The 26,512-nt window shown below is 73.4% G+C and carries 21 protein-coding genes; 15 read left to right on the forward strand and 6 right to left on the reverse strand.

All coding sequences use genetic code 11. The features are described from left to right. Positions 1-43: 43 nt before the first annotated feature. The 5 genes from LX15_RS21360 (at position 44) to LX15_RS21380 (ending at position 8,794) form a co-directional block, all read left to right on the forward strand. A complete protein-coding gene (locus LX15_RS21360; RefSeq protein ID WP_253671403.1) occupies positions 44-1,186 on the forward strand; it encodes a hypothetical protein in 1,143 nt (380 codons plus the stop codon). Next, the gene (locus LX15_RS21365; RefSeq protein ID WP_253671404.1) at positions 1,179-4,967 is read left to right on the forward strand and encodes an FkbM family methyltransferase; all 3,789 of its coding nucleotides are present in this window, start codon (positions 1,179-1,181) and stop codon (positions 4,965-4,967) included. Before LX15_RS21360 ends, LX15_RS21365 begins: the two co-directional genes overlap by 8 nt. Then, entirely contained in the window at positions 4,964-6,088 is a 1,125-nt protein-coding gene (locus LX15_RS21370) for a hypothetical protein (protein ID WP_253671405.1), read from the forward strand. Before LX15_RS21365 ends, LX15_RS21370 begins: the two co-directional genes overlap by 4 nt. Then, positions 6,085-7,224, forward strand: a complete 1,140-nt coding sequence (locus tag LX15_RS21375; protein WP_253671406.1) for an acyltransferase family protein — start codon at positions 6,085-6,087, stop codon at positions 7,222-7,224. Before LX15_RS21370 ends, LX15_RS21375 begins: the two co-directional genes overlap by 4 nt. Positions 7,225-7,363: 139 nt before the next feature. After that, entirely contained in the window at positions 7,364-8,794 is a 1,431-nt protein-coding gene (locus LX15_RS21380; RefSeq protein ID WP_253671407.1) for an alpha-amylase, read from the forward strand. A gap of 57 nt (positions 8,795-8,851) precedes the next feature. Here LX15_RS21380 and LX15_RS21385 read toward each other — a convergent pair whose 3' ends face one another. Beyond that, positions 8,852-10,660, reverse strand: coding sequence for a gamma-glutamyltransferase family protein (locus tag LX15_RS21385; RefSeq protein WP_253671408.1), 1,809 nt, complete (start codon positions 10,658-10,660; stop codon positions 8,852-8,854). A 552-nt stretch (positions 10,661-11,212) separates the two neighbouring features. Here LX15_RS21385 and LX15_RS21390 point away from each other — a divergent pair. Together LX15_RS21390 and LX15_RS21395 are read left to right on the forward strand one after the other, a co-directional pair. Then, on the forward strand, positions 11,213-12,175 hold the full coding sequence (locus LX15_RS21390) for an aldo/keto reductase (protein ID WP_253671409.1): 963 nt from the start codon (positions 11,213-11,215) through the stop codon (positions 12,173-12,175). A gap of 296 nt (positions 12,176-12,471) precedes the next feature. Then, entirely contained in the window at positions 12,472-13,230 is a 759-nt protein-coding gene (locus LX15_RS21395; protein ID WP_253671410.1) for an SDR family NAD(P)-dependent oxidoreductase, read from the forward strand. Between the two features lie 371 nt (positions 13,231-13,601). Here LX15_RS21395 and LX15_RS21400 read toward each other — a convergent pair whose 3' ends face one another. Further along, positions 13,602-15,266 (reverse strand): TM0106 family RecB-like putative nuclease, encoded by a 1,665-nt coding sequence (locus tag LX15_RS21400; RefSeq protein ID WP_253671411.1) that lies wholly within the window; start codon positions 15,264-15,266, stop codon positions 13,602-13,604. Positions 15,267-15,389: 123 nt separating this feature from the next. Between LX15_RS21400 and LX15_RS21405 the strand changes: the two genes are divergently transcribed. After that, complete coding sequence (locus LX15_RS21405; protein WP_253671412.1) at positions 15,390-15,830, forward strand: DUF6474 family protein; 441 nt, start codon at positions 15,390-15,392, stop codon at positions 15,828-15,830. Between the two features lie 83 nt (positions 15,831-15,913). On the opposite strand, the gene LX15_RS21410 is transcribed toward LX15_RS21405, so the two are convergent. Next, positions 15,914-17,605 carry a BCCT family transporter gene (locus tag LX15_RS21410; RefSeq protein ID WP_253671413.1) on the reverse strand — a complete coding sequence of 564 codons (1,692 nt, stop codon included), beginning with the start codon at positions 17,603-17,605 and terminating at the stop codon, positions 15,914-15,916. 470 nt (positions 17,606-18,075) lie between these two features. Here LX15_RS21410 and LX15_RS21415 point away from each other — a divergent pair, with 470 nt between their 5' ends. From LX15_RS21415 to LX15_RS21435, 5 genes are all read left to right on the forward strand, one after another. Continuing rightward, on the forward strand, positions 18,076-18,627 hold the full coding sequence (locus LX15_RS21415) for a hypothetical protein (RefSeq protein ID WP_253671414.1): 552 nt from the start codon (positions 18,076-18,078) through the stop codon (positions 18,625-18,627). Between the two features lie 60 nt (positions 18,628-18,687). Continuing rightward, positions 18,688-19,413 carry a YcnI family copper-binding membrane protein gene (locus LX15_RS21420; RefSeq protein ID WP_253671415.1) on the forward strand — a complete coding sequence of 242 codons (726 nt, stop codon included), beginning with the start codon at positions 18,688-18,690 and terminating at the stop codon, positions 19,411-19,413. Then, positions 19,413-19,955, forward strand: coding sequence for a copper resistance CopC family protein (locus tag LX15_RS21425; protein WP_253671436.1), 543 nt, complete (start codon positions 19,413-19,415; stop codon positions 19,953-19,955). Before LX15_RS21420 ends, LX15_RS21425 begins: the two co-directional genes overlap by 1 nt. Before the next feature lie 4 nt (positions 19,956-19,959). Continuing rightward, on the forward strand, positions 19,960-20,979 hold the full coding sequence (locus LX15_RS33205) for a CopD family protein (RefSeq protein WP_253671416.1): 1,020 nt from the start codon (positions 19,960-19,962) through the stop codon (positions 20,977-20,979). A 160-nt stretch (positions 20,980-21,139) separates the two neighbouring features. Next, positions 21,140-22,084 carry a macrolide 2'-phosphotransferase gene (locus LX15_RS21435; protein ID WP_253671417.1) on the forward strand — a complete coding sequence of 315 codons (945 nt, stop codon included), beginning with the start codon at positions 21,140-21,142 and terminating at the stop codon, positions 22,082-22,084. A gap of 11 nt (positions 22,085-22,095) precedes the next feature. Here the strand turns inward: LX15_RS21435 and LX15_RS21440 are convergent, their stop codons facing one another. From LX15_RS21440 to LX15_RS21450, 3 genes are all read right to left on the reverse strand, one after another. Then, positions 22,096-22,407, reverse strand: a complete 312-nt coding sequence (locus tag LX15_RS21440; RefSeq protein WP_253671418.1) for a hypothetical protein — start codon at positions 22,405-22,407, stop codon at positions 22,096-22,098. A 167-nt stretch (positions 22,408-22,574) separates the two neighbouring features. After that, positions 22,575-23,438 (reverse strand): aminoglycoside phosphotransferase family protein, encoded by an 864-nt coding sequence (locus LX15_RS21445; protein WP_301305024.1) that lies wholly within the window; start codon positions 23,436-23,438, stop codon positions 22,575-22,577. Positions 23,439-23,583: 145 nt separating this feature from the next. Beyond that, entirely contained in the window at positions 23,584-24,972 is a 1,389-nt protein-coding gene (locus LX15_RS21450; RefSeq protein ID WP_253671419.1) for a helix-turn-helix transcriptional regulator, read from the reverse strand. Positions 24,973-25,255: 283 nt separating this feature from the next. Between LX15_RS21450 and LX15_RS21455 the strand changes: the two genes are divergently transcribed. Next, positions 25,256-25,624, forward strand: a complete 369-nt coding sequence (locus LX15_RS21455) for a hypothetical protein (RefSeq protein ID WP_253671420.1) — start codon at positions 25,256-25,258, stop codon at positions 25,622-25,624. A gap of 13 nt (positions 25,625-25,637) precedes the next feature. Further along, positions 25,638-26,099: a hypothetical protein gene (locus LX15_RS21460; protein WP_253671421.1), complete on the forward strand. Its 462-nt coding sequence runs from the start codon at positions 25,638-25,640 to the stop codon at positions 26,097-26,099. Positions 26,100-26,512: the final 413 nt, after the last annotated feature.

Here is a 26,512-nt window from a genome sequence, read left to right on the forward strand (position 1 = left end):
CATTGCCGCGTCACCGCGCGGGGAGGGAAAGGGGGAGCCGGGGTTGGCTTGGCAAGACGAGCTCCGGCAGCTCGAGCAGGCGCTCGCGGCCGGCCAGATCACGCCGGACGAGCACCGACGTCGACGGGAGGACGTCCTCAGCGCGGCCGCGCAGGCCAGCACGTTCACTCCCCCACCGGTCCCCAGGGCCGACCAGCCGGGCGACGAGGGGGCGAACGAGACCACGGCGATGATCCCGCCGGTCCCGGCGGCGGCCCCGGCCCACCCCCCGGTGTCGGCGGAGAGCACGCAGATCGTGCCCAACGCCGACCAGACGCAGGTCGTGCGCGAGCAGGCGATGCCGCACAGGGTCAACACCCCGCCTCCTGGCTTCCCCTCCCCGTACGCCGCGGCTCCTTCCTCGCCGCCGTCCCCCGTGAACAACGGTTGGCGGCAGGTCGAGGACGCCTCCCCGCCCTGGGCGGGGCAGACCTGGCCGCCCTCCCCCGCCCCCGGTGGCTGGGCTCCCCACGGCGCCGAGGTCTTCGAGGACGCCAAGAGCGGGGGCAGGGGCAAGAAGATCGCGGTGATCGTCGGCGTCGTCGTCCTGCTCGCCGGCCTCAGCGTCGGCGCGTGGTGGCTGTGGGGTAGCGGGTCCCAGAACACCAGTGCCGCGGCGCAGCAGACGAACACGTCCCAGAACAGCCCCTCGCAGGACCGGAAGCCGGGCGACCCGCTCCAGATCGCCGACCTCGGCGGCAAGCGGGAGAACCACGAGAAGATCAAGACGTTCGAGGACGTCCTGGCCGCGAAGTTCCTCACGACCGACGAGGTCAAGCTGTACACCGACGGCGGGGCCGAGAAGACCCGGGTCGCCGGAACCGTCGTCGACAACACCAGGGCCACGGTCTTCATCGCCCAGATGAAGGACAAGGAGAGCGCGAAGACGGCCGTGGACGAGCTGGGCAAGCTGCAACTGCGGTACGCGTTCACCGAGTACAAGGACGCGCCAGCGGGCGTGGTCGCGGGCGAGCTCGCGCCGAAGCCGAACGTCAGGGCCGGCGTCCGCGCCCACTACCAGCACGAGAACCTGGTCGTCCGGGTCGAGGTCCGGGGACAGGAGCCCACCACCGACCTGAACACGGTGCGGGACTCGTTCAACAAGATCATCAAGCTGCAACTGGAAGCGCTCTCGGCCAATGCCTGATCAGCCCAACGGTCCCCTCCTGCGCCCGGACGTCGCGTGCACGGTCGTGGCCCGCAACTACCTCGCGGCCGCACGTGTGCTGGCCACCTCGTACCTGGAGCACCACCCGTCCCACAGCTTCGTGATCGCGGTCATCGACGGCGAGGACGGAGCGGCCCAGGAGGCACCCGGCCACCACGTCGTCGGCCCGGACTGGTTCGACATCGACCGGGACGACTACCACCGGATGGCCACGGCGTACACCGTGATGGAGCTGGCCACCGCGGTGAAGCCGTTCCTCCTGCGCCGGCTGCGTCGCGACGCCCGCACGGTGACCTACCTGGACCCCGACATCCGGGTGTTCGCCCCGTTCCCCGAGGTCGCCGACCTGGCGCACGAGCACTCCATCGTGCTCACCCCCCACGTGCTCGAGCCGATCCCCCGGGACGGCAAGGAGCCGGACGAGGCCGCGATCATGGCCTCGGGCATCTTCAACCTCGGCTTCATCGCGGTCGGTCCCGGCTCCGACGGATTCCTGGACTTCTGGGCGGAACGGCTGCGCCAGGACGCGATCGTGGCGCCCGAGCAGCAGCTCTTCACCGACCAGCGGTGGGTGGACAACGTCCCCGCGCTCTTCCCGCACCACGTGCTGCGGGACCCCGGGCTGAACGTCGCCTACTGGAACGTCTACCAGCGACCGATCAGCCAGGACGCGGACGGGGTGGTGTACGCCGGCGACTCGGTCCTGAAGTTCTTCCACTTCAGCGGATACCGTCCCGAGAAGCCCTGGCTGCTGACGCACCACTGGGCCCGGCGGCCGAGAACGGTGCTGTCCGAGCACCCCGATCTCAAGCGGCTGTGCGACGACTACGGGCGCGCCCTGGTCTCCGCCGGTTACGGCGACTCGGTCGAGTCGGTGCCGTACCGGTTCAACGAGCTCCCCGACGGCACCCCTCTGACTCCGATGATGCGTCGCGTCTTCCGGTCGGGCTGGGTGGAGGCCGAGCGTGAGTCGGACGACGCGCGGCGCACCGAGATCCCCCCGCACCCGTTCGGTGAGGACGGCGGACGGGCGTTCCGCGAATGGCTGACCACGCCGGCCGACGAGCAGCAGGCCGTCGCCGGTCTGCACCGCTGGGCGATGGCCGTCTGGGCGAGCCGGGCCGACCTGCGCGGGACGTTCACCCACCCCTGCGGTCAGGACGCCGCGGCGTTCCGCGCCTGGTGTCGCACGTCGGGGGTGTCGGAGAAGGCCCTCGCCACCTGGGCCCTGCCGGAGGAGCCGGAGCCCCCGCGCGCCCCGGAGGACACGTTCGGGGTGAACGTCCTCGGCTACCTCACGGCCGAGCTGGGCGTCGGCGAGATGGGGAGGATCGTGCACGACGCGATCACCCTGGCCGAGGTCCCGGTCGCCTCCGTGGTGGAGGAGCGGACCGTCCCGAACCGCACCGCGCTCCCCCGCCCGGCGACGGCGGGACGGCCGCGCTTCCCGGTCAGCCTGCTCTGCGTGAACGCGGACCAGACCCCGGCCATGGTCGCGACCCACCCCGAGGTGGTGCACGACCGCTACCGCATCGGGCTGTGGGCGTGGGAGCTGGAGGACTTCCCGTCGTGGCAGCACGGCGCCTTCGACCTCGTCGACGAGATCTGGACGATCAGCGCGTTCTGCCAGGAGGCGTTCGCCAGGCACACCGACAAGCCGGTGAAGACGATCCCGGTTCCGGTGCGCGACCCCGGGGAGCCCGCGCGACGCGTCCGCGAGCCGGGCGAGCCGGTCCAGTTCCTGTTCGCCTTCGACTTCAACAGCATCGGACAGCGCAAGAACCCCTGGGGACTGGTCGAGGCCTTCCGGCTCGCGTTCCCCGGGCGGGACGACGTGCGCCTGGTGATCAAGGCCATCAACGGGGACAAGAACCCGGAGTCCAGGGAACGTCTGCGGACGGCCGTGGCTGACGACCCGAGGATCGAGCTGCTCGAGCGCTACCTCTCGGTGTCCGAGCTGGACGAGCTGTACGCGCGCAGCGACTGCTACGTGTCCCTGCACCGGAGTGAGGGCTTCGGCCTCACCGTGGCGGAGGCCATGGTCCGGGGCCTGCCGGTGATCGCGACGGAGTACTCGAGCACGACGGAGTTCCTCGACGCCACCACCGGGTGGCCGGTCCCCTGCCGGCTGGTGCCCGTGGGCAAGGGGTGCCACCCGTATCCGGAGACCGCCGTGTGGGCCGAGCCCGACCTCGCGCTCGCCGCCCAGGCGATGCGGGCGGTGGCGGACGACCCGGCCGAGGCGGCGCGGCGCGGCCGGGCTGCCCGGGAGCACATCCTGCGGACACGCGGGATGGACAGGGCGGCCCGGTGGGTGCGCAAGGAGTTGGAGCGGGCCCACGAGACGTGGCGCGAGCGGCGCCGACCCGCCTCCGTGCCGGAGCCGGAGCCGGACCCGGTCGCCCCGTTGCACGAGGCACGCGAGGCCCTGCGGTGGCGGGCCGACGCGCAGGCGCCGTCACGTCTCCCCCTCGCGCCCGCGTTGCGCAGGGCGGTCCTGCGGGCCATCGACCATTACGACGTGCACCAGCGGAAGGTGCTCGGTCGGCTGACCGACGGCGTGGAGACCACGTTGCGCCGCCTCTCGGAACGCCTGTCCGCGGTCGACGCCCGAAGCGCCGCCGCGGCCGCGGAGGAGCGAGCGGCGCGGGAGTCCCTCCAGCGCAGGATCGACGACCTGGACCGGGCTGTCCGCCGCCTCAACCAGCAGGTCCCCGACGCCAGGAGGGCGGCGCTCCGCCTGGAGGCGGACACGGCCGAGCTGCGACGGGAGGTCAGCGGCCGGTTCGAGGCGCTGCGCGCCGAGCAGGAGGTGGCCAGGGAGGAGGTCCTCGACCGGATCACCGAACTCCGGGACCGGGTCGACGCCGAGGCGAAGCGCACGTTCGACATGTTCGTCGAGCGGGACCGCCGCGCGGACCAGGACGAGTTGGAGCTGGCCCGGCTGGAGCGCGACCTGGTCGCGCTCCACCGGGACGCCGCCCTGCGGCACGCCCCGCTGCCCGAGGGCGCGGCGGTGGTCGTCACCGACGCCGGGGCGCTGCTGCTCCCGTCCGACGACGACGTCGTCCTCCCCTGGATGGAGTACCACCGGTCCTGGGAGACCGACGAGGCGGAGTTGATGGCGCGCCTGGCCGAGGACGGGGACACCTTCATCGACGTCGGGGCGCACGTCGGGTACCACACGCTGCGGCTGCTCCGCGATCGCGACCTGGCCCGCGTCGTCGCGGTGGAGGCCAACCCGGCCACCGCGGACCTCCTCCGGCGCAATCTCGACGTGAACCTCCCCGCCCGTCTCCGGGAGCGGGTGACCCTGGTGCCCGCCGCCGCGTGGGACAACGAGGGCACCGTGCGGTTGGCGCACCCGGAGGAGAACAACAGCGGCGACTTCCGGGTGTCGGCAGGGGGCGACGGCGGGGTGGAGGTGCCCGCCGTGCGACTGGACGACGTTCCCGAACTCGCCGAGGGGCGGGTCGGCCTGGTGAAGGTCGACCTCCAGGGCAGGGACCACCGCGCCCTGGCCGGCCTCGCCGAGGTCCTGCGGCGCGACCTCCCGAACGTCGTCTGCGAGTTCTGCCCTGACGCCATCGAGGAGCTCGGCGACGACCCGGAGCAGGTGCTCGCCGGGTACCGGGCGCTGGGCTACGTGGTGCGCGGGGTGGACGGCGAGGAACTCCCCCACGACAAGGACACGGTCCGGGACGCGCGGGCGTCCGAGACCGGTTTCCTCACCCTGTGGTTGTCCCCGGCCGCGACATGAGCGACAGAGCGAGCCCGCGGGCCCCCCTGTCCCTGGACATGGCCCGCGGGCTCGGCGCCTGCCTCGTGCTCTACAGCTACGTCGTCGCGCTCCGACCGGACGAACTCGGCTCGCAGTTGACCGTCGTGGGCACCGTCCGGGCATGGTTGAACCGGCCGTTGGGCATCGGTGAGGACTTCGGCTTCTTCGGTCTGGCGTTGCTCCTGGTCGCCGGGGGCTACCTCGCCGCGGCGGCCGCGGCGGAGTCCGGCGTGCGGGGCGTGCTGGGACGCCTGCTGGCCGTCTACCCCCCGTTCGCCTTCGCGGTGACGGTGGCGGCACTGTTGTCCCAGCTCGGCGCGCCGACGCTGTCGGTGCCGCGCGACGCCGAGGCCGGGCTCTCCGACTGGCTCGCGAGCCTCGCCCTCCTCGGCAATGTCCGGGCGTCGTCCGTGGTGCTGCTCGAACTGAGCTGGATCACGGCGGCGGAGGTCCTCTTCGTGCTGTGCACCGCGCTGCTGGCCCCCGTCCTGAGACGGGCGCCATGGGCACCGGTGGTGGTCAAGCTGCTCGTGGTGGCCGTGGTGGTCGCCTCGGGAACGGAGGCGAGCGGGGTCCATCGCGGACTGACCCTGGTCGTGCTCTACACGTCGTTCCTCCTGGTCGGCGAACTCGCGTGGGCGGTGCGGGCCGGACGGCTCCCCACGTGGGCGGGCGTCCTCCTGGGGTGTTCCTCGTGGCTGTGTCTGGCGTGGGCCGAGCGGAAGTACCGCGAGTTGTTCGGCTGGTGGAACGCGTTGGCCCTGTTCTACGCCGCCATCGTCTTCGTCCTGATGGTGCGGTTCTGGGGAGGTAGGCGTTCCGGCCGTGCCACCGGTTGGCTCGCGGACCGCGCGTACGCCCTGGTATTCCTCCAGGGCACCGTTGGTTGGGCGGTGCTCGACCTCCTGCACCGACTCGTCCCCGTCGAACTGGCCGTGCCGTTGGCGCTGCTCTCGACCGTCGGCGTGGCCGAGATCAGCCATTGGCTCGTGGAACGGCCTGCCGGCCGGCTGGCTCGACGGCTCTCCGGAAGCACGTCAGGTGGGGGCTGGACTCCGGACGATGACGACACCGTGGTCCTCAGGGCGGTGCGCACGTGATCACCCCGTCTCCCGCCCCGGCGAAGTCGGCCTACCTGCCGGGCGTTCCGCTGCTCCGGGTGCTCGGGGCGACCGCCGTCGTCTACACGCACCTGGCGTCCTGGTACACGGCGCGCGGGCGGGCGTGGACGGTTGCCGACCTCCTGAACGTGTCGCTCGTCGAGTCACTCCACCTGATCAAGGATCTCGAGGTGGTCGGTGTCTCGCTCTTCCTCCTCGTGACCGGCCTGGTCGTCACGCAGGCCGCCACCAAGGAGACACCGGGGCAGTTCGGAGCGCGCAGGGCCGTCCGCATCCTGCCCGCGTTGTGGGTCGCGGTGGCCGTCGCGTTCCCCCTGGTGAACAGCGGGCTGCTTCGACCGGGGGAGGGAACGGGACCGGTCGGGCCGCTGACGCTGCTCTCCAACATGACCCTGGTCGAGTTCTTCCTCTCGCCCCACGTGATCCTGATCGGGTCCACCTGGACGCTCGTCGTGCAGGTCGCCTTCTACGCGTTCACCGCGCTGACCATCCCGATCCTGCGGCGTTGGCCCTGGCTCGTGCCCGCCCTGGGCGCCACGGTGTGCTCGGTGGTGCTGTCCCTCGTGTGGGACGCCCGTGGCATGGCCTACGAGTGGATCGGCGTGATCGCCGCGTACATGCCCATGATCTTCATCGGCCAGGTGGTGGCGCTGGCGCGGAGCGGACGGATGCCGACGTGGGCGGCCGCGGCGCTGGGGACCGGCCACTTCCTGTTGTTCGTCAAGGCCGACATGATCGGGCGCTACGTCGCGATCGGGGACGCCCGCCCCCGCACCCTGTTCGTGGTCGTTCTCGTCGTGTTGGTGACCATGAACGCGAACGGGCGACTCGCCAGCCACCCGGCGACGTCGACCCTGGCCGCCCGCACGTACAGCCTCTATCTGGTCCACCAGATGGCGCTCTACCCGGTGCTGGACGCGCTGTTCCCCGTCTGGGGCGAACTCCCCGCGCTCGCGGTCGGTCTGGCGGTCACGGTCGTCGCCACCGAGGTGGTGCACCGATTCGTCGAGGCGCCGGTCGTCCGGCGCTACCGCGACTGGGAGAAGCGGAGGAGACAACGCCCCGCTCCGCGGCATCGGCGCGCGCCGGAGTCACGCGGCCTGGCGCGAAGCTGACCCGGATTCGCCAGCGCGGGCTCGCCTGCTGCAAAAGTTTGCGGCCGTCTGAGGAGGTGGGGCTGGTCCTTCCGCCTGGTTGACAGTCGGCGTCGCAAAGAATTGTCTGGACGGACACTCTGCGTCACACGGAGGTCCGATGAAGCGCCGACGTGTCCTGACCTTGATCACGCTGTTGGTCGCCGGGGTGGCGGCGGCGCCGCCCGTGTTGGTGGCGGCGGAGCCGCGGAACGGCAGGGACGTGATCGTCCAACTGTTCCAGTGGAACTGGGCGTCGGTCGCCAGGGAGTGCCGGGACGTGCTGGGCCCACGCGGATACGGCGCCGTCCAGGTGTCCCCACCACAGGAACACGTGGTGGTGGCGGGCCGCCCCTGGTGGCAGGACTACCAACCCGTCAGCTACCGGATCGACAGCCGACGCGGCGACCGCGAGGCGTTCCGGTCCATGGTGGACACGTGTCACGCGGCTGGCGTGCGCGTGTACGTGGACGTCGTCATCAACCACATGACCGGCCAGGAGACCCCGGGGGTCGGCAGCGCCGGCTCCCGGTACTCGCACTACGAGTACCCGGGCATCTACCGGCACCAGGACTTCCACCACTGCGGACGGCACGGCGACGACGACATCAGGGACTACCGCGACCGGTACGAGGTCCAGAACTGCGAGCTGGTCAACCTCGCCGACCTCGACACGGCCGCCGACCGCGTCCGCGACCGGGTCGCCGGCCATCTCAACGACCTGCTCGGTCTGGGCGTCGACGGGTTCCGCGTCGACGCGGCCAAGCACGTCCCGGCCTCCGACATCGCGGCGATCACCCGGCGACTGGACCGCCCTGCCCACGTGTACCAGGAGGTCATCCCCGGCGCGGGCGAGCCGATCACACCCGAGGAGTACACGGCCAACGGAGACCTGCTGGAGTTCCGCTACGGCGCGGACCTCGCGAGGATCTTCAACCGGGAGCGCCTCGCGTCCCTGCGCGCGTTCGGGGCGCCGCTGCCGTCCGACAAGGTCGTGGTGTTCACGGACAACCACGACACCCAGCGGCACTCCCCGGTGCTGACCTTCCGCGACAACGCCCGCTACGCCATGGCCAACGCGTTCATGCTGGCCTGGCCGTACGGGACGCCGAAGGTGATGAGCAGTTACGAGTACGCCGACCCGGACCAGGGGCCGCCGGCCGACGCCAGCGGCCGCACCTCGGACACGACGTGCTTCACCAACCGCTGGCGCTGCGAGCACCGCTGGCAGGTGATCGCGAACATGGTCGCGTTCCACAACGTCGTGCGGGGTGAGCCCGTGACGAACTGGTGGGACAACGGGAACGACCTCATCGCCTTCGGAAGGGGATCGAGGGGCTATCTGATCCTCAACGACGAGAACGCGGGCGTGACCGGCCGCTCGTACCAGACCTCGTTGCCCGCGGGAACGTACTGCGACGTCATCCACGGCGACTTCACCGCGGGGCGCTGCACGGGACCGACGTACGTCGTGGACCGAAACGGGTGGTTCGGCGCCGACGTCGCCGCACAGGACGGGATCGCGCTGCACGTGGGCGCGAAGGTGAACTGAGGGCGCGGGCGGTGGGGCTTCGGGGCCTGCCCGACGGTGAGGGCAGGCCCCTCGCGCTCACCGGCCGACGGCGTACCCCTGCATGCCCCGGGCGTTCGCCCCGGCCCTGAGCAGGCCGCTGACCGGGTCGCGGGACACCGCCGAGAGACGACCCAGGGACCACGGGCCCGCGTCAACAACCTCGTGCCCCCGTTCCCTCAGCTCGGCCACGCGGTCGGCGCCGAGGCGGGACTCGACGACGAGCTGACCCGGGTACCAGGAGCGCGGGAAGAACGAGGACGGGAACGCGGTCGAGTGCCACGCCGGGGAGTCGATCGCCGCCTGGAGGTCGAGGCCGCCGGTGACGTGCGCCAACCAGAAGCAGAGCTGCCACTGGTCCTGCTGGTCGCCGCCGGGGGTGCCGAACGCCAGGGTGGGCTCGCCGTCCCGCAGCGCCAGGGACGGGGTGAGGGTGATGCGGGGGCGCTTGCCGGGGGCGAGTGCGTTCGGGGAGTCCTCGTCGAGCCAGAACATCTGGGCGCGCGTGCCGAGGCAGAAGCCGAGCGCGGGGATCGTCGGCGAGGACTGGAGCCAGCCGCCGGACGGCGTGGCCGACACCAGGTTTCCCCAGCGGTCGACCACGTCGATGTGCACCGTGTCGCCCCGGGTGGTCCCCGCCCGGTCGACCGTGGGCTCCCCGATGCCCATCGCGGTGCCCGTCGGCATGTCGGCCCCACCGGCGCCGACGCCCTCGGCGACGAAGGCGGGGAGGCGCGGGGCGCGGCCGCCTGGCGATCCGGGGCGGAGCTCCAGCGACGCGGTCTCGCCGACGAGCTGACGTCGCCGCGCGGCGTAGTCCCGGGAGAGCAGGTCGTCCAGCGGCACGGCGTCGCTGTCGCCGTACCACGCCTCGCGGTCGGCGAACGCGAGCTTGGCGCACTCCACCGCGAGGTGGACCGTCTCCGCCGTGGGAACGCCGTCCACATAGGACAGACGATCGGCGAAGCCCTCCAGCAGGAGGAGCTGCTGGGCCAGCGCGGGGCCCTGGCTCCACGCGCCGCACTTGGCGAGGGTCCACCCGTCGGCGAGGTCGACGGTCAGGGCGTCCTCGGTGCCGGCCCGCCAGCCGGCCATGTCCGCGCCGGTCAGCACGCCGGCGTGGTCGCGGCCCGAGTCGTCCCGCACCGGCGTCCGGCAGAACCGGTCGATCTCCTCCGCGACGAACCCCTCCGCCCAGGCGCGGCGGGCGGCCTCGATCTGGGCGTCCCGGTCGGCGCCGACCGCCTCGGCCTCGGCGAGGAGCCGCTCCCACGTGTCGGCCAGCACCGGGTTGGTGAACCGCGTGCCGGCGACCGGGACCCGGCCGCCGGGCAGCCACAGTTCGGCGGAGCTGTGCCAGTGCTCCCGGAACATCCGCTCCACGGTGGCGATGGTGTCGGGGACGCGCGGCACGAGCGGGAAACCGTCACGCGCGTAACCGATGGCGTAGCGGAGAACGTCGCGCAGTCGCTTGGTGCCGTGGTCGCGCAGCAGCAGCAACCACCCGTCCCACGCGCCAGGAATGGTGGCCGCGAGCAGACCGGTGCCGGGCACGAGATCCAACCCGAGGTCGCGGTAATGGGCGGGGGTGGCGCCGGCCGGGGCGACGCCCTGGCCGCAGAGCACCCGGGGACGCGGATCGCGCGCGGTCGTGAAGACCACGGGAACCTCGCCGCCCGGGCCGTTCAGGTGCGGCTCGACGACCTGGAGCACGAACCCGGCCGCGACGGCGGCGTCGAACGCGTTGCCGCCGTCCTCCAGCACGGCCATGCCGGCGGCCGAGGCCAACCAGTGCGTGCTCGCGACCATGCCGTGGGTGCCGACGAGCTCGGGGCGCGTGGTGAACACGCGTCACACCATAGGGTTCATCCCCGCTGTCGTTAACCCCGCTAACGATCCCGTTTCTCCGCCCCCTCCACGGGAGGGGGCGGCTGAATCGATTCGACAACCACGAAAATCGACGCAATGACGTCGGACCCGGTAACCCTGACCGTTCCCAGAACCAAAACACCGTTACCTGGGGGAACCCCTGTTTTTATTATCCCAGGTCGTGACGGGCCGATCCGAGGCAGAGGCGGAGCGACACACCGGAGCCTTCGGGTGAAGCGGCCGGGCTTCCACGAGGAGGGTCACGGCAGGCTCAGGTCGGCTCACCCGACGCCATCGTCCCGGTCCCGGCTCGCCCAACGCCATCGTCCCGGTCCCGGCTCGCCCAACGCCGTCGCCCCGTCCCGGCTCGCCCGGCGATCACACCTCCGTCACCACCCGAACGGCCGCCAGCGGGAGATGGCCACACCGCGACCACAGGGTGAACGATGACGCACGAAACCTGGTCCCGCTGTCACCATCAGCGACGGGATGGTGACCGGGGGCTGATCATCGACGTAGGGTCTGGTGCTCGTGGAGCAGCGACGACTGGGTGATTCGGGTCTGGTGGTCAGCGCGGTCGGCCTCGGCTGCAACAACCTCGGCCGGCCGGGCACCGGCACCGAGACGTTGGCGGGGGCCCGCGCGGTGGTCGACGCCGCGCTGGAGGCCGGCGTGACGTTCTTCGACGTCGCCGACGTGTACGGCGCGCCGCGCGGGCGCAGTGAGGAGCTGCTCGGCCAGGCGCTGGCGGGCCGGCGCGAGCACGCGGTCGTCGCCACGAAGTTCGGGCTGGACATGCAGGGCGCGAACGGACCCGACTTCGGCGCGCGCGGGTCACGCCGGTACGTGCGGCGCGCGGTCGAGTCGTCCCTGCGCCGACTCGGGACCGACTGGATCGACCTGTACCAGCTTCACCGGCCGGACCCGGCGACGCCGCTGGAGGAGACCCTGTCGGTGCTGGACGACCTCGTGCACGAGGGCAAGATCCGCTACATCGGGCACTGCAACCTGGCCGGCTGGCAGATCGCCGACGCCGGCTGGACCGCCAGGACCAGGGGCACGGCCATGCCGATCTCCGCGCAGAACCACTACTCGCTGCTGGAGCGGGAGGCCGAGCGGGAGGTCATCCCCGCGTGCCAGCGGTTCGGGCTCGGCGTGGTCCCGTACTTCCCCCTGGCCAACGGCCTGCTCACCGGCAAGTACCACCGGGACTCCGCGCCGCCGCCCGGGTCGCGGCTGGTCGGCAGGGAGCGGTTGCTGGCGGACGCCCCGTGGGACCGCATCGAACGGCTCAGGGCGTTCGCGGCGGCCAGGGGCCTGGCGATGATCGACGTCGCCATCGGCTGGTTGACCGCCCAGCCCGCGGTGGGCACGGTGATCGCCGGGGCGACCACGCCGGAGCAGGTGCGGGCCAACGCCGCCGCGGGGCGGTGGCGACCGACGCCCGAGGACCTGCGGGAGATCGACGCCATCTGCCCGCCGGGGCGCCGCTGACGCCGTCCGACGGCCCCAGGGCTCCCTCAGGGTCGGGTCACCCTGCGGGAGGACCCGGGTCGTCCCGGGGCAGCATGCGGGAAAGGTCCCCGGAGGGGACGCGGCGCGCGGGGCGCGGCGGCGAAGCTGGGCGCATGGAGCTGATCGGGATCGCACTGGTGTTCGTCGGACTCTCGCTGGTGGCCGCGCTGCCGCTCGTTGTTCTGCTTCACACCGCCGGTCCGCGCCGGGGCACGACGCACTAGCCTCACCGCGAGCCGGCCATCCTCCGGCCACCTCGACGGAGAGGGGAGCACATGCAGATCACGGACACCGCCGCGATCGTCACCGGTGGGGCGTCGGGTCTGGGCGGGGCCACCGCCCGCGCCCTGGCCGCGCGCGGCGCTCGGGTCTTCGCGGTGGACCTGCCATCGGCCATCGAGAAGGCGGAGCGGGTCGAGGGGGTCACGTACGTGGCCGCCGACGTGACGGACGCCGAGCAGGTGCGGGCCGCCGTCGACCAGGCCGCCGGGTCGGGGGCGCCGCTGCGGATCGTGGTCAACTGCGCCGGGGTCGGCTGGGCGGGGCGGATCCTCGGCAAGCAGGGTCCGCACGAGCTGGACCTGTTCCGCACGATCGTGGAGATCAACCTGGTCGGCACGTTCAACGTGATGCGGCTGGCGGCCGAGGCGATCGCCAAGACCGAGCCGCTCGCCGACGACCAGCGCGGTGTCGTGATCAACACGGCGTCGGTGGCGGCGTTCGAGGGCCAGATCGGCCAGATCGGCTACTCGGCGTCCAAGGGCGGCGTGGCCGCGATGACGGTGCCCGCGGCCCGCGACCTGGCCTCGTTCGGCATCCGGGTGATGACGATCGCGCCGGGGATCATCGACACCCCGATGCTGGCCGGGGTGACCGAGGAGTTCCGCGCCGGTCTGGCGGCGGGGGTGCCGTTCCCGAAGCGGCTCGGTCGTCCGGACGAGTACGCGCAGCTCGCGGTCTCGATCGTCGAGCACGACTACCTGAACGGCGAGGTCATCCGGATGGACGGCGCGCTGCGGATGGCGCCGCGCTGACCTCTCCGGAGCCCGCCCGACGGCTCATCGCCACCCGTTCGTGGCCTAGCACCCCGGGGTCATTCCGTCAAACAGTTGTCCACAGCCTTCCGGCCTCTTCGTGCCTGACGGGTGAGGGGACCCGATGGTGGGGTGACGCTTCGCGGAGTTGTCCACAGGCTCGCGCTGTGGGATTTCGCGCTGGTCGTGTGCTGGATAGGCTGGAGCGGGGCTCGCCCCCCAGGGCGGGTGGGGGCTGAGCTGAGCTGGGGAGGCTTGGGAAGCGGGAAGGCCACTTTTCCGCCCGGTGGCGGAAAAGTGGCCTTCGGCGTTCCTCGGGGTTCGCGTTGGGCACGGCGACGGGCGCGGCACGACGGGCGACCGGCGCGTGATCAGTCCTCAGTGGACGGACATGGCGCGGTGAGGTCCCCGGTGTAGGGGATCGCGTTCGGTCCGCCGTCCGTGATCCACCGGCGCAGCGCGTGGGTGGCGCGGACGTCGTCCTCGTTGTAGTCCAGCAGCCGGCGGCGCTGGCTCTCGTCCGGCTCCTGCCCGTCCATGCCGACCGCGTCCCGGTACCAGCGCATCGAGTTCTCGCCGCCGGCCTCCGGGTCGCGCCAGGAGAACCCGGCCGCCGGGGCGATCGTCTTCAGCCCCTTGCCGTGCGCGCACAGGAACTGGTCCCGCACCACGCCGAACAGGTCCACCCACTGGTTCGAGGAGATGAACTCCTTCACCGCCTCGACGTCCGGGATGCCGGGCTTGCCGGCGAACCGCTCCGCCGACGCCAGCAGCCAGCGGTTCTCCGCCAGCTCGTTGTAGCAGTAGGCGCGGAAGGTCAGACCCCTGGCGCGGGCCCGCAGCCGCAGCGAGGTGAGCCAGGTCCAGAACTCGCCGAACGAGCGGGCCTCGTCGTCGGTGGGCAGCGGCTCCCAGGTCACGAACGCGCGGTAGCCCGCCGGCTCGCCCACGTCGACCCCGGACAGCCAGCAGCCCCACAGGTAGGCGCCGGCGTCACCGAAGCTCTCCATGTCCACGTCGACCTCGACGTCCGCCCTCGGCACCGTCACCTCCGGCACCCGGCGGACCAGCGAGTAGTCCCGCAGGTACGCCCTGGCCAGGTGCACCGCGTCCGGGAACGGCATGCCCACCATCGGCGCGGGCGGCTCGCCGTCGGGGTCGAGTCCGGCCAGCCGGTCCACGGTGCCGTAGCCGGCGGCGCGCAGGGCGACCGCGTCCTCGCCCCGCAGGACGAGGCTGACGTCCCTGGTCTCCCGCAGCGCGCTCTCGCAGGTCGGCCACCACGGGCAGGTGCGGCACTCCACCACGCGGGAGGGGCGGGCCAGGGCCGGCGCCCGGCTCGCGGCGGCCGCGGCGACGGCGAGGCGGTCCGCGAACCGCGCGTCGTACTCGGCGAGCGCGGTGCGGCCTCCCGGCCAGGTCGGGGCGTCGAGGTCGTGCCAGACGACCACGTCCGCGTCCATGCCGATCGCGCCGCCGGTGGCCCGTCCGCCGGCCATCAGCCCCGCCGCCTGGAGCATGCGCACGGCGTGGGCCAGCCGGAGCTGGTCCCTCGGCTGGGCGCGCACCTTGCGCAGCGGGTCGGTGCGGGCGCCGTCGGGGAACGGCTCGGACAGGGGGCTGGTCCGCGCGCCGCTGCCGGGGTCGCTGACCTTGTGCCGCACCACGAGCACCGGCACGTAGCCGTCGCCGACCCGCACGAGCAGGTCGACGGCCCCGCGACGTCCGCCGGTGGGGTCGCTGGGGAGTTGGGGCGCCCACACGAGCCGGGCGCCGCCGCGCAGCGCCGCGAGGGTCGCCCGCTCCCGGGCGGCGGCCGACGCCGAACGGGGGATCTCGGTCCACTCGCCGCCCATGAGGCGGGCCATCCGGTCGGCGACCGCCCTCCGGTGCGCGGCCGCGTCGGCCTTGCGCTGTTCGGCGGTGGGGTCCGGCGGCGCCTTGGGGGCGTCCGCCATGTCCGGGTCGTGCTCGAGGTGCACCCGTCGCCGGCAGCGGCTCACCACGCCGGCGTCGAGCAGCACCGAGGAACTCATGGGAACGAGCCTAAGCCGTGCGTACGACGTTCGGGGTAGGCCGGTCTGGTGGATCTTCGTCAGCGGCGTGCCGCGCGATGGGGCGCGGGGCCCGGTCCTAGGGTGGACGCCGGAGGTGGTCGGATGGCACGCGGCAAAGGCCGGTCGCCCCTGGTCACGCCGGCCAGGCTGCGGCGACTGCTGGGTCTGGCCAAGGTGGTCGGGCCGGTGGTGGCCCCGGTGGCCCTGCGGGCCGTGGCCGTGGCCAGGGAGGGCCTCGACCGGGCCCGTGCCCGCCGACTGGGGGTCCCCGTGGAGTCCCTGGCGGCGTTCAGCGGCAGGGGCGGGGCGCTGCACGCGAGGATCTCCGGTGTGGCGGGCGTGCTGGCCGAGCTCAGGGCGCGGCACGAGGACGCGGAGACCCAGCGGTTCGCGGACGAGGGCGAGCGCCGGCTGGCGGACCTGGCCGCCGCGGTCCGCGCGGCCGAGCGGATGCCCTCCGCCCGGCGCAGGGCCGCCCACCGCGCGGTCGCCGGGGAGCTGGTGAACCTGGAGTCCGAGCTGCTCCGCCGCCTCGGCGTGTGAGTGACGACACACGGGTGGGGCGTGTCCTCACCTGTCCGTGAGGGCACACCCCACCCGTGCGCACCGGTCGCCGGCCGCCCGGCTCAGTCGCCCCCGGCGGCCTTCCCGGAGTGCCGGAGCTTGCGGCGGGCGCGGCCCACCTCGCCGGCGCGCTCCGCGGAGCCGCGGTCGATCTCCTCCAGCACGGCCTTGACCGCCCTGGCGGCGATCCGCCGCGCGACCTTCTCCGGGTTGCCGTCGGTGCGCTGCTCGACCTGGCTGGCCACCTGGTTGACGACGGCCGCGACCTGTTCCTGGCGCCGGACCAGCGGGTCGGTGCGCAGGTCCTTGGCCAGCGACACGCACAACGCGACCATGATCACGGCGAACGGCGCGGCCGCGATGATCGTCACGTTCTGGAGCCCCGTCAACGCGTCACTGCCGCCGACCAGCAGCATCACCGCGGCCACCGCCCCGGTGAGCACGCCCCAGAAGATGACCACTCCCCTGGTCGGCGCGATCGACCCGCGCTGGGACAACGTGCCCATCACCACCGACGCGGCGTCGGCCCCGGACACGAAGAAGATCGCCACCAGCACCATGACCAGCACACCGGTGACCGCCGCCCACGGGAAGTGGTGCAGCACCGTGAACAGTTGCGACTCCTGCGTGGCCTGGCCGGCCACGTCGGTGCCGGAGCGCTGGAGGTCGATGGCGGAGCCGCCGAGGATGGCGAACCACACCAGGCTGACCAGGCTCGGCACCAGGATCACGCCGCTGACGAACTGCCGGATCGTGCGGCCGCGGCTGATCCGCGCGATGAACATGCCGACGAACGGCGTCCAGGAGATCCACCACGCCCAGTAGAAGATGGTCCAGCCGGCCAGCCACTTGCCGGTGGCGTCGCCGCCGCTGGCCGCGGTGCGGGCCGACATCTCCGCCAGGTCGCGGAAGTACTCGCCGACCGAGGTCGGCAGCAGGTTGAGCACCAGCACCGTGGGGCCCACCACGAACAGGAACACCGCCAGCAGCACGGCCAACACCATGTTGACGTTGGACAGCCACTGGATGCCCTTGGCCACGCCGGAGACGGCCGAGGCCACGAAGCACACGGTGAGCACGGCGATGATGGCCACGAGCGCGCCGGTGCCGATGTCGCCGCTCATCCAGCCCGCCGCCTGGAGCCCGCTGCCGATCTGCAACGCGCCGAGGCCCAGCGAGGCCGCCGAGCCGAACAGGGTGGCGAAGATGGCCATCACGTCGATGGCCTTCCCGATCGGGCCGTTGGCCCTGCTCTGGCCGAACAGGGGCGCGAAGGCCGAGGAGATGAGCTGCGAGCGCCCCCTGCGGAAGCTGCCGTACGCGATGGCGAGGCCGACCACGGCGTAGATCGACCACGGGTGCAGCGTCCAGTGGAACAGGGTGGTGGACATCGCGGTCTGCACCGCGGCGGAGCTGCCCGCCTCCACCGTGCCGGGTGGCGGGCTCGTGAAGTGCGCCAGCGGCTCGCTGACGCCGTAGAACATCAGGCCGATCCCCATGCCCGCGCTGAACATCATCGCGACCCAGGAGATCGTGCGGAACTCCGGCTTCTCGCCGTCCTTCCCCAACGGGATGCGCCCGTACCGGCTGAACGCCAGCCACAGCGCGAACACCACGAACCCGGTCGCGGCCAACACGAAGCCCCAACCGGCGTTCTGAATGATCCAGTCCAGAACCGACCTCGCCACACGCCCCAGCGAGTCGGTGCCGAACACGCCCCACAGGACGAACGCGACCGCGAGCACCGCGGCCACGCCGAACACGGTCGGATCGGTCCTGGCGGGCTGTTCGGCTGAGCTTTCCGCCCCGGGTGCCGTCGCGGGCGCGTCCCCGGGCAGTTCGGTGGGTCGTTCGTGGTTGTCGCCGTGGTCGTTCGTCGGTCGTTTGTCTGCAATATCCGTCGACACGACTGCCGGCGCCCTTTCCAGGCGCCGCCTCCTTTCCGAAAGGGAACACCTGTGGCTCCCGGCGGTCAGGAGGGAACGACGACGCCACGATGACGGCGTCGGTGGGTCACCAGCGAACCGCCCGAGGACGGCCCCGACCGCCGGCAACTCACCCACCGTGACCCATTCGGCGCAACGAGGTCAACCGCAGCCCACCCAGCCGTGGCCAAATAGACACCATTTTTGCGAGTTCCGTCACGTGCTCGCTGGGCCGTTGAGGTGCTGGACACAGGCGGGGCCTCCCGAGTGGCGCAGACGGACACCTACGCTGCTCACCTGTGGTGGTGAGGCTGGCCCCGACCAGGGGAGCGCTGCGCGTGGCCCGGGGGGTCGCGCTGGCCGTCAGCTCCGCCACCCTGGCCGTCGCGGCCCACGCGGCGGCCGGCGGGTCGGTGCCGGACACCGGTCTCGCCGCCGTCCTCACCGTGCTCCTCGCCGGCGCGGGCACCGCGCTGGCGGACCGCCGACGGGGCCCGGTCGCCATCCTCGCCGCCCTCGGCGGCTCCCAGTTCCTCCTGCACGTGCTGCTCCAGGCCCTGGCGGGGCACGGCCACGGCCCGCACCACGCCCTCCCCGGGTTCGACCCTGGCCTGATGACCGCGGCGCACGTCGGCGCGGCACTGCTCACGGCAGGGCTGCTGCTCGGGGCGGAGCGGTCGGTGTTCGCCGTGGCCACCGCCCTGGCGATGCTGCTGCCCCGTCGGCTCAGCCCGCTCCCCGCGTGGGCGCCGCTGCGGCCGGTCACCGTGCCGGCCGAGCCCGTGTCACCCCCGTTCTCGGTCCTGCTGCGCCGGGTCGTCGCCCGGCGTGGTCCTCCGCGCCACTCCTGATCGCGTTCCCGCACCGGCCCCTCCCCCGGCCGGCCCCCCTTCTCCGAAAGATCAGGAGCCATGTCGACACACCGTTCCCTCGCGCGCGCCGGCGTCGTCACCACCGCCGGCCTCGCCGCCCTGTTCGCGACCGCCGGCCTCGCCTCGGCGCACGTCACCGTCCAGCCCGCCGGCGAGGCCGCCCAGGGCGGCTACGCCAAGGTGGCCTTCCGCGTGCCCAACGAGCGCCCGAACGCGGGCACGGTGAAGCTGGAGGTCGCGCTGCCCAAGGACAAGCCGCTGACCTCGGTCCTCACCAAGCCGCTCCCCGGGTGGAGGGCCGAGGTCACCAAGACCCGGCTGGACCAGCCGCTGGAGTCGCACGGACGCAAGATCGAGGAGGTGGTCAGCGCGATCGTCTGGACCGCGGAGGGCGGCACGCGCATCAACCCCGGCGAGTTCCAGGAGTTCGAGGTGTCCCTCGGCCAGCTCCCGAAGGACACCGACCAGCTCGTCCTGCCCGCGACGCAGACCTACGACAACGGCGAGGTCGTGCGCTGGGACGCCCCGCCGCCGGCCAAGGGCGCGGAGGAGCCGAACTCCCCGGCCCCGGTGTTGCGGCTCGTCGCCAAGAAGGAGGACGGCCACGGCACGGCGGCGGCGTCCGGCTCCGACGGCGCGACCGCCGGCGGCGGCGCCGGCACGGACAACGCCGCGCGCTGGCTGGGCGGCGCCGGCCTCGCCGTGGGCGCGCTCGGGCTCGGACTCGGCATCGGCGCCGTCGCCAGGGGCAGGAGGAAGGCATGATCCGCAGGACGCTCGCCGCGCTGCTCCTGGCCGGGGTGGCGCTGGTCGCGGGGGCCGGCCCCGCGTTGGCGCACAACGTGCTCGTCAGCAGCGACCCCAAGGACGGCGCGACGCTGGAGACCGGCCCCGGGCAGGTCAAGCTGGTCTTCGACCAGCCGGTCCAGCAGAGCGCCGGCGAGACCAACCTGAACACCGTCACCATCACCGGGCCGGACGGCAAGCACTACCCGGCCGAGAAGGCGAAGGTGGACGGCACCGCGGTCTCCGCCGTGATCGGCGCGCTCGGCCCGGCCGGGCAGTACACGATCGGCTACCGGATCCTGTCGGCGGACGGCCACCCGGTCTCCGGCTCGGTGAAGTTCACGGTCACCACCGCCGGCACCGGCACGCCGGCCCCCGCGCCCACCTCGGCGGCCGCGGCCCCGGCCGGTGACGGCGGCGGCTCCGGCGACGGCGGCATGCCGGTGTGGCCGTGGATCGTCGGCGCCGTCGTGCTGTTGGGCGCCGGCGTGGCCGTGGCGGTCCGCCTCGGCAGGAGCTAGGCCGGTGTCCCGAACCGCGGTCCCGGCGGGGCTGGCGCGCCGTCTCGGCGCGGTGGCCCTGGCCTCGGTGGCCGGGGCGGCCCTCGGCGCGTGGCTCGCCGCGGACGCGGCGCCGCCCGTGCCGGGGCTGCCCGAGCCCGGGACCGCGGTTCGGCTCGCCCTCCCGCTGACCAGGCTCGTCCTGGACCTCGCCGCCGTGGCGGCGGTCGGGCTCGGGGTGCTCCCCCTGCTGGTGCGACGGGCCAGGCCCCGGGACGCCGAGGCCGTGCTGGCGCCGGCCCGCCGGGCCGGTGTGGTCGTCGGGGCGGTCTGGATGGCGGCGGCCCTGGTGTTGCTCTGGCTCCAGGCCTCCGAGCTGTCCGGGCGCGGCGTGGCCGTGAGCGCGTCCACGCTGTCCGCCTACGCGTCGACCGTGAGCGCCGGGCGCGCGCTCCTCATCACGATGGCGTGCGCGTTCCTGGTCGCGTTGACCCACTTCACCGCGTCCACCGGGCGTCCGGTCCCCACCGGGCTGGGCCTCACGGTCGCCGTGCTCGGTCTCCTCCCGCTCCCCCTCACCGGGCACGCGGCGACCGCGGCGCACCACACCCTGGCCGTGCTCGCGATCGGCGCGCACGCCGGGGCCGCGGCCGTCTGGGTCGGCGGACTCGGCGTCCTGCTGGCGCTGGTCGTCCCCCGGCGGGGCCTGCTGGCGACGGTGCTGCCGACGTTCTCCCGGCTCGCGGCCGCCTCCCTGGTCGCGGTGGCGCTCGGGGGCCTGGTGACCGCGCTGGTCCGGCTGGACGGCCAGCTCCCCTGGGCACTGACGCGGACGCCCTACGGAGCGCTGGTGCTGGCCAAGACCGCCTGCCTGCTCGCCCTGGCCGCCGTCGGCGGGCTCGTCCGCCGCCGCCTGCTGCCGCTGGTGGCCGCGCACCGGGCCACGCCCCTGGCCACCTGGGTCACCGTGGAACTCGTGATCATGGGTGTCGCCCTCGGGTTCGCCGCCGTGCTGGCCCGCACCCCCCTGGGCGTCTCCGGCTGAGCCGGCCCCGGTCGCCCCGGGTCACACCGCTCGGCTCCTCCCAACGCCGGCCCGCCCGGAGCGGGCCGCCCGGAGTGGGCCGACCGGAGTGGGCCGACCGGAGCGGGCCGGAGGGAAACCAGCTCGGACCGGGAGCGGGTCCCCCTCTAGCGTCAGACGCGTGCTGACGACCGAGGACCTGGCGACCGTCGTGGACGACCTGCTCGACGCGACCCGCGACGCCGGCCTGTCGCTGCTGCGGGAGACCGCCGAGCTGGACCGGAGCGGGTGGGACTACCTGGTGATCCACGCGGTCGACACCGACGGCGTGCCGTGGGTGGTGCGCGCGCCCCGCCGGCCCGAGGTGGCCGAGCTGATGGGCCCGGAGGGCGCGGTCCTCGACCTCGTGCGCCCCGTCCTGCCCGTCGCCGCCCCCGACTGGCGCGTCCGCACGCCGCGGTTCGCGGCCTATCCCCGGCTCCCCGGCCAGATCGCCGCGACCGAGGACCCGGACACCCTCGTCCACCACTGGCACCTGCCTCGGGAGCGGTTCGGCGAGGAGTTCGTCGACCAGCTCGCCCGGACGCTCGCCCTCCTCCACCGGGTCGACGTCGAGAAGGCCACGGCCACGGGCGTGCCCAGCGGTTCCCCGTCCGACCAGCGGGAGGAGATCGCCGAACGCCTGGAACGGGCGCGGGCCGCGGTCGAGGTCCCCGAACGCTGGTGGCGCTACTGGCAGCGGTGGCTGCGCGACGACTGCCTGCCCCCGCGCGGCGTGCTGGTCCACGGCGACCCCCACCCCGGCCACCTGCTCGTCGAGCCCTCGGGGCGCGACGTCCGCCTCGTGGGCCTCCTCGACTGGGGCGACGCCCAGGTCGGGGACCCGGCGCTGGACTTCTGCGACGTCCACGCCGCGTTCGGCGACGAGGCGCTGGACCGGCTCCTGACCCGCTACGAGCGGCACGGCGGCCTGGTGTGGCCGGGCGCCCGCCGGCACATCGTCGCCATGGCGACCCTCCGCCTCGCGAACACCGCGCTCTACGGCGTCAACACCGGGCAACCCCGCTTCGTGGCGGCCGCCAGGAATCGGCTGCGCACACCACCACCCGATCAGGCGACCTCCTGAGCGGTGAGCGGTCAGTCCTGCTCGGTGAGCTGCTCCGGCGACGCCGACGGCCGCTCCCTGCGGAGCTGGTCCAGCCGCGCCACCGCGGCCCTGCCCCGCCGGTCGAGCTCCCTGCGGTCGATCCAGCCCGCCGCGTAGTGCCGGTAGGCCTGCGCCAGCATCACCAGCTCGGCCAGGTAGTCGGCCGAGTGCCGCCGGCTGGCCTCCGGCAGCCCGGTGACCAGCGGAAGCTGACTGTCCACCACCCGGTCCAGCAGAGTGGCGGCCCGGATCGCCCGGCGTGCCCGCCAGCCCAACCTGTGCCGCCTGCCGGTTCCCACCACGCGCCGCCCCGCTCCATGTTTCCCGTGTTCGCCCGCGCGGGCGTCCCCGCTCCCCCGTCCGCGCCGGCCTGGTCGCTGCTGACGTCGCTCGCCAGCCAACTTGCGTTACCGGGCAACCCACGGTATTGCGCCAGCCGAGGTACCCCGGTCCGGTGGGGGTCCTCCGCTCAGCGGTAGGGGGTCCACCGCACGGAGGTGTCGCCCGACCGGAAGGACCGCAGCCGGAGCCTCAGCTCGGCCGCCACACCGGGGTTGCTGCGCAGCACGGGCAGCACGCTCGTCACCAGCTTCAGCTCCCGCACCGCCCGCAGGACCGGGAACCCGCTCCACCGCATGACGTCGAAGCCGTACGCCGCCGCCAGCTCCTCGTGGGCCGACGACCGCCGGAACCGGAGCTGGCCCACGGCGACCGGGGTCAGGTCCCACTCCCTCGGCCCGTGGCAGGTGGAGTCGAAGTCGCACAGCACCGGCCCGTCCGGCCCGGGGATCAGGTTCCCGAGGTGGGCGTCGCCGTGCACCGGGCCACGGGGGAACACCCACTCCAGCCCGGCCAATTCGGCCGCCACCTCCGCGCACCGCTGCTCCAGGAAGGCCCGGTCGTCCGGGTCCAGCTCCTCCTCGGCGTCGGCCAGCCGGCGCCGCACGTCGTCGAGCGGCTCCCAGTGCGGCAGCGGGAACGGCGGGGGCGGCAACGCGTGCAACCGGCGCAGCAGCCGGGCCAGGTCGACCCCGGTGGGCCGGTCCCCGACCTCGGGCACGGCGTGCCACAGGGTCGCCCGGTGCGGGCCGACCCGCACCGGCTGCGGCACCCCGCCCCACAGCCGCACGGCCGGCACGTCGTGCTGGGCCAGCCACTCGGCGACCCGCACGACCTTCGCCACCCGGTGGCGGAGCGCCCGGGAGGCGACGACCCGGACGACCACGGGCTGGCGCGCCAACCGGAACACCGCGTTGTTCGTGACCCGCAGCAGGGTCGCGTCCTCCGGGTCGAGGCCGGCGACCGCGCAGACGCGGGCCAGCACGGCGGCCAGCTCCGCCCGCCCGAACCGCGCGCGCCGCGCCCCCCGGCGACCGCGTCGGACGGACCGGCCCGCCCGCTGCGCGGGCGCGGCCGGGATCACCGTGGCTCCGTCGGGCCGCCCGACCCCGCCGTCGGGTCGGTCGACGTCGCCCACGTCAGGCCGCGTCGAACCGGAACCGGGCGATGCGGTCGGCCAGCTCCTTGGCGTGCGGGTTGCCCGTCGCCCTGGCCGCGGCCTCCTTGTGCAGGGGCTTCATCCGGTCGCCGATCCGCTTGGACTTCACACCGTCGCTGGACTCCAGCGCCTGCTGGCCGACCTGCAACGCCCGGTCCACGTCGTTCTCCAGTACGTGGTTGAGCGCCAGCGCGGTCAGGTTGAACGCCTTGCTCCTGGCCATGGTGGAGCCGTAGCCCTCGATCGCCTTGGTCAGCTCGGGGATCGCGATCTTCGTGTGCCGACCGGGGTCGACGTTGTGCGCCAGCGCGGTGTGGATCGTGCCGACCATCGCGTGGAAGTCGTTCTGGTCGAAGAACTTCAGCCAGATCGGCACCGGCTCGTCCTGGCCCTTGCAGTAGCTGTCCCTGGCCATCCCGACGAGCTTCATCGCCTGCTCCTCGCGGCCCATCATCGCGTACGCCCACGCCTCGTTCATGCAGAGCAACGAGACCGTCAGGTCCGAGGCCGTCTCCTGCGCCGCGATCTGGCCCAACTGGAACATCTTCAACGCGTCGTCGGGCGAGTCGTCGTGCAGGTAGACGCGCCCCATGCGGTAGAGCAGGTTCGCCACCAGCGTGTTGTCCCCGCCCTGCTTGGCGAACTCCAGCGCCCTGCCGTAGTGGTCGCGGGCCGAGTCCAGCAGCCCGGTGTCGAACGCCGTCCACCCGGCGAGGCCGTGCAGGTCGGCCAACGCCACGAACAGCCGGTCCCTCACCCGCTCCTGCGCGCTGGCCTGGAGGAGCTGTTGCGCCCACGAGAGCTGGGCGACGACGGCGTCCCGGCAGAACCCGCCGCCGTACTGGTAGTCGAGCGCCCGCAACGCCCTGGTCGCCGCCTCCACTTGGCGGACGTCCGTGAACCCGATCCGCGCGGGCGCCGGAGTGTGGGCCGGACTGGGCACCCACGTCCCGCCGTCCGTGCCGAGCACGGCCGCCCCCATGGTCACGGCCGCGGCGTGCGCGAGGAACCTCCGACGCTTCACCGACTCTTCCTCCTCGGCCTGGGGGTCGCCGGACCGCTCCGCGACCCTCACCCGTGTGGCCTCGTCGTAGGCGAGGCCCATGTACCCCCTCGGAACCCCCAGTCCGTCGGCGATCCGCGCCAGCACGTCGTAGGCCATGACCTGCCGGCCCTTGAGGATCTCCGACACCTCGGACTGGGACTGGCCCGTGAGCGCGGCGATCTGCCGCTGGGAGACGCCGTGCCGGCGGAGCAGGCGGTAGACGGTGCTGATGTCCCGCTGTGCCAGCGCGTCGCGCATCTCCCGCTGTTCCCAGACTTCGGGGTCTGGTGTAACGGGAGACCCCTGGGAACCGATGACATTCATTTGCGGCTCCTCCCCGTGTTACGGGCCCATCGGCAGAGTAAGGGCACTGCTCCAGGGTGGTGAAGGGTTGATCGGTGAGCCTGATCAGCCGGGCTGAACTCCGTCGACCGTTCATCGTGGCGGTCCCGCCGATCGGCGCTGTGACCTCCCCACCCCGGAGGCCGACGTCCCAACCTTGGCATCCGTGGACGTCCGGCGCCGCGAGGCGGGCGAGGCGGACACGGCGACCGGAGACGGTGGCCACGGACGGAGCGGACGAGGCAGGCACCGTAAGGAGAAGGACGTGGAGCTGGCGTCACCGAACCCCGCCGAGGGCGGCTGGGACGTCGGAGACGGCGGGCGCCCCGGCGACGCCGGGGACGGCGTCGTCCTCGGGGACGAGGACCGCTCCACGCGGCGACAGCGGCAGCATCCCCAGCGGCGGCACGCGCACCAGCCGGGGACACGGGGACAGCGCCGTCCCTACCGACGCCGCCGGTGGCGGATCGGCTGTCGCGACGTCGCCAACCGCGAGTGCCACCTCACCGTGCTCGTCGACCGGGACAGGGTTGTGCTCGTCGGTCCCCCCGGCGAGACCGCGGTGCTGTCCGCCGGCCAGCTCGGCCGGTTGCGGGCAGCCCTGCGCGAAGCCGCCGAACAGGCGGGAAGGTGACGGTGACGTTCAGGTGGACGAGATATTGGGCCAGGTGCTGCGGAACGCGGTGTGGGAACGGCTCGACATGCTGACCGAGCTGGCCAACCGCGCCGACGCCCCCTCCCTGCTCTCGGTGGCGCGCTCCGAGCTGCCCCGGCTGACGCGGGGCTGGCGGGCGGTGCTCGCCGCGCACGAGCCGGACGAGCGGGGCAACTGCCCGGAGTGCTCCACCCGGTGGCGCCAGCAGAAGGCGCCGTGCGCGGTCTGGCAGGCCGCCTACGAGCACCTGGTGGCGGGCGGGCTGGCTCCCCGACCGGCCCGGCACCACCGGGAGGCCCGGTGCGACGCGGGTTCCTCCGACGCGGACACCGGGCAGACCGTGTCGCGTGCGCCCGGCGCGCGCACGGTCCACCCGCCCCAACCGGGCCTGCACCGGAGGGCGGCGCACGCGAGCCCCGTGGCCCCGGTCGGCCACCCGGGCACGGTGCGCTGAACGAGCGGTGCGCTGAACGAGCGATGCGCCGAACTGGCGGTCCCCGCCCGCGGCCAGACCCCACCCTGACCGCGGACCGAGCCACCGCCACGTGGGCGGCGGTCCGGACCGGGCGTGCCCCCGACCGCGTCGGGCCGGACCGCCGGAACCCATGAGCGGCCCCGCCGCCGCTGGTCCGTCGCCGAGGGGTCGCCCGCACCGGGCGCGCCGAGGCCGGACGTGGGGCGGGACGCGATCGCGGATTCGCCGGCGCTGTCCGGGGAATCCCTCACACGACGACGAGATCAGGACAACGAGTTCAAGACAACGAGTTCAGGACGACGAAGCGACACCAGGTGGGGCGGCGCGGCCGCCGACCACGGCCGACCGCCGGCCACCACGGGCCATCCGGGGTGGGAGGCGGGCGCTGGAGG

This window comes from Streptoalloteichus tenebrarius, from assembly GCF_024171885.1.
In the GTDB taxonomy this organism is placed as follows: domain Bacteria; phylum Actinomycetota; class Actinomycetes; order Mycobacteriales; family Pseudonocardiaceae; genus Streptoalloteichus; species Streptoalloteichus tenebrarius.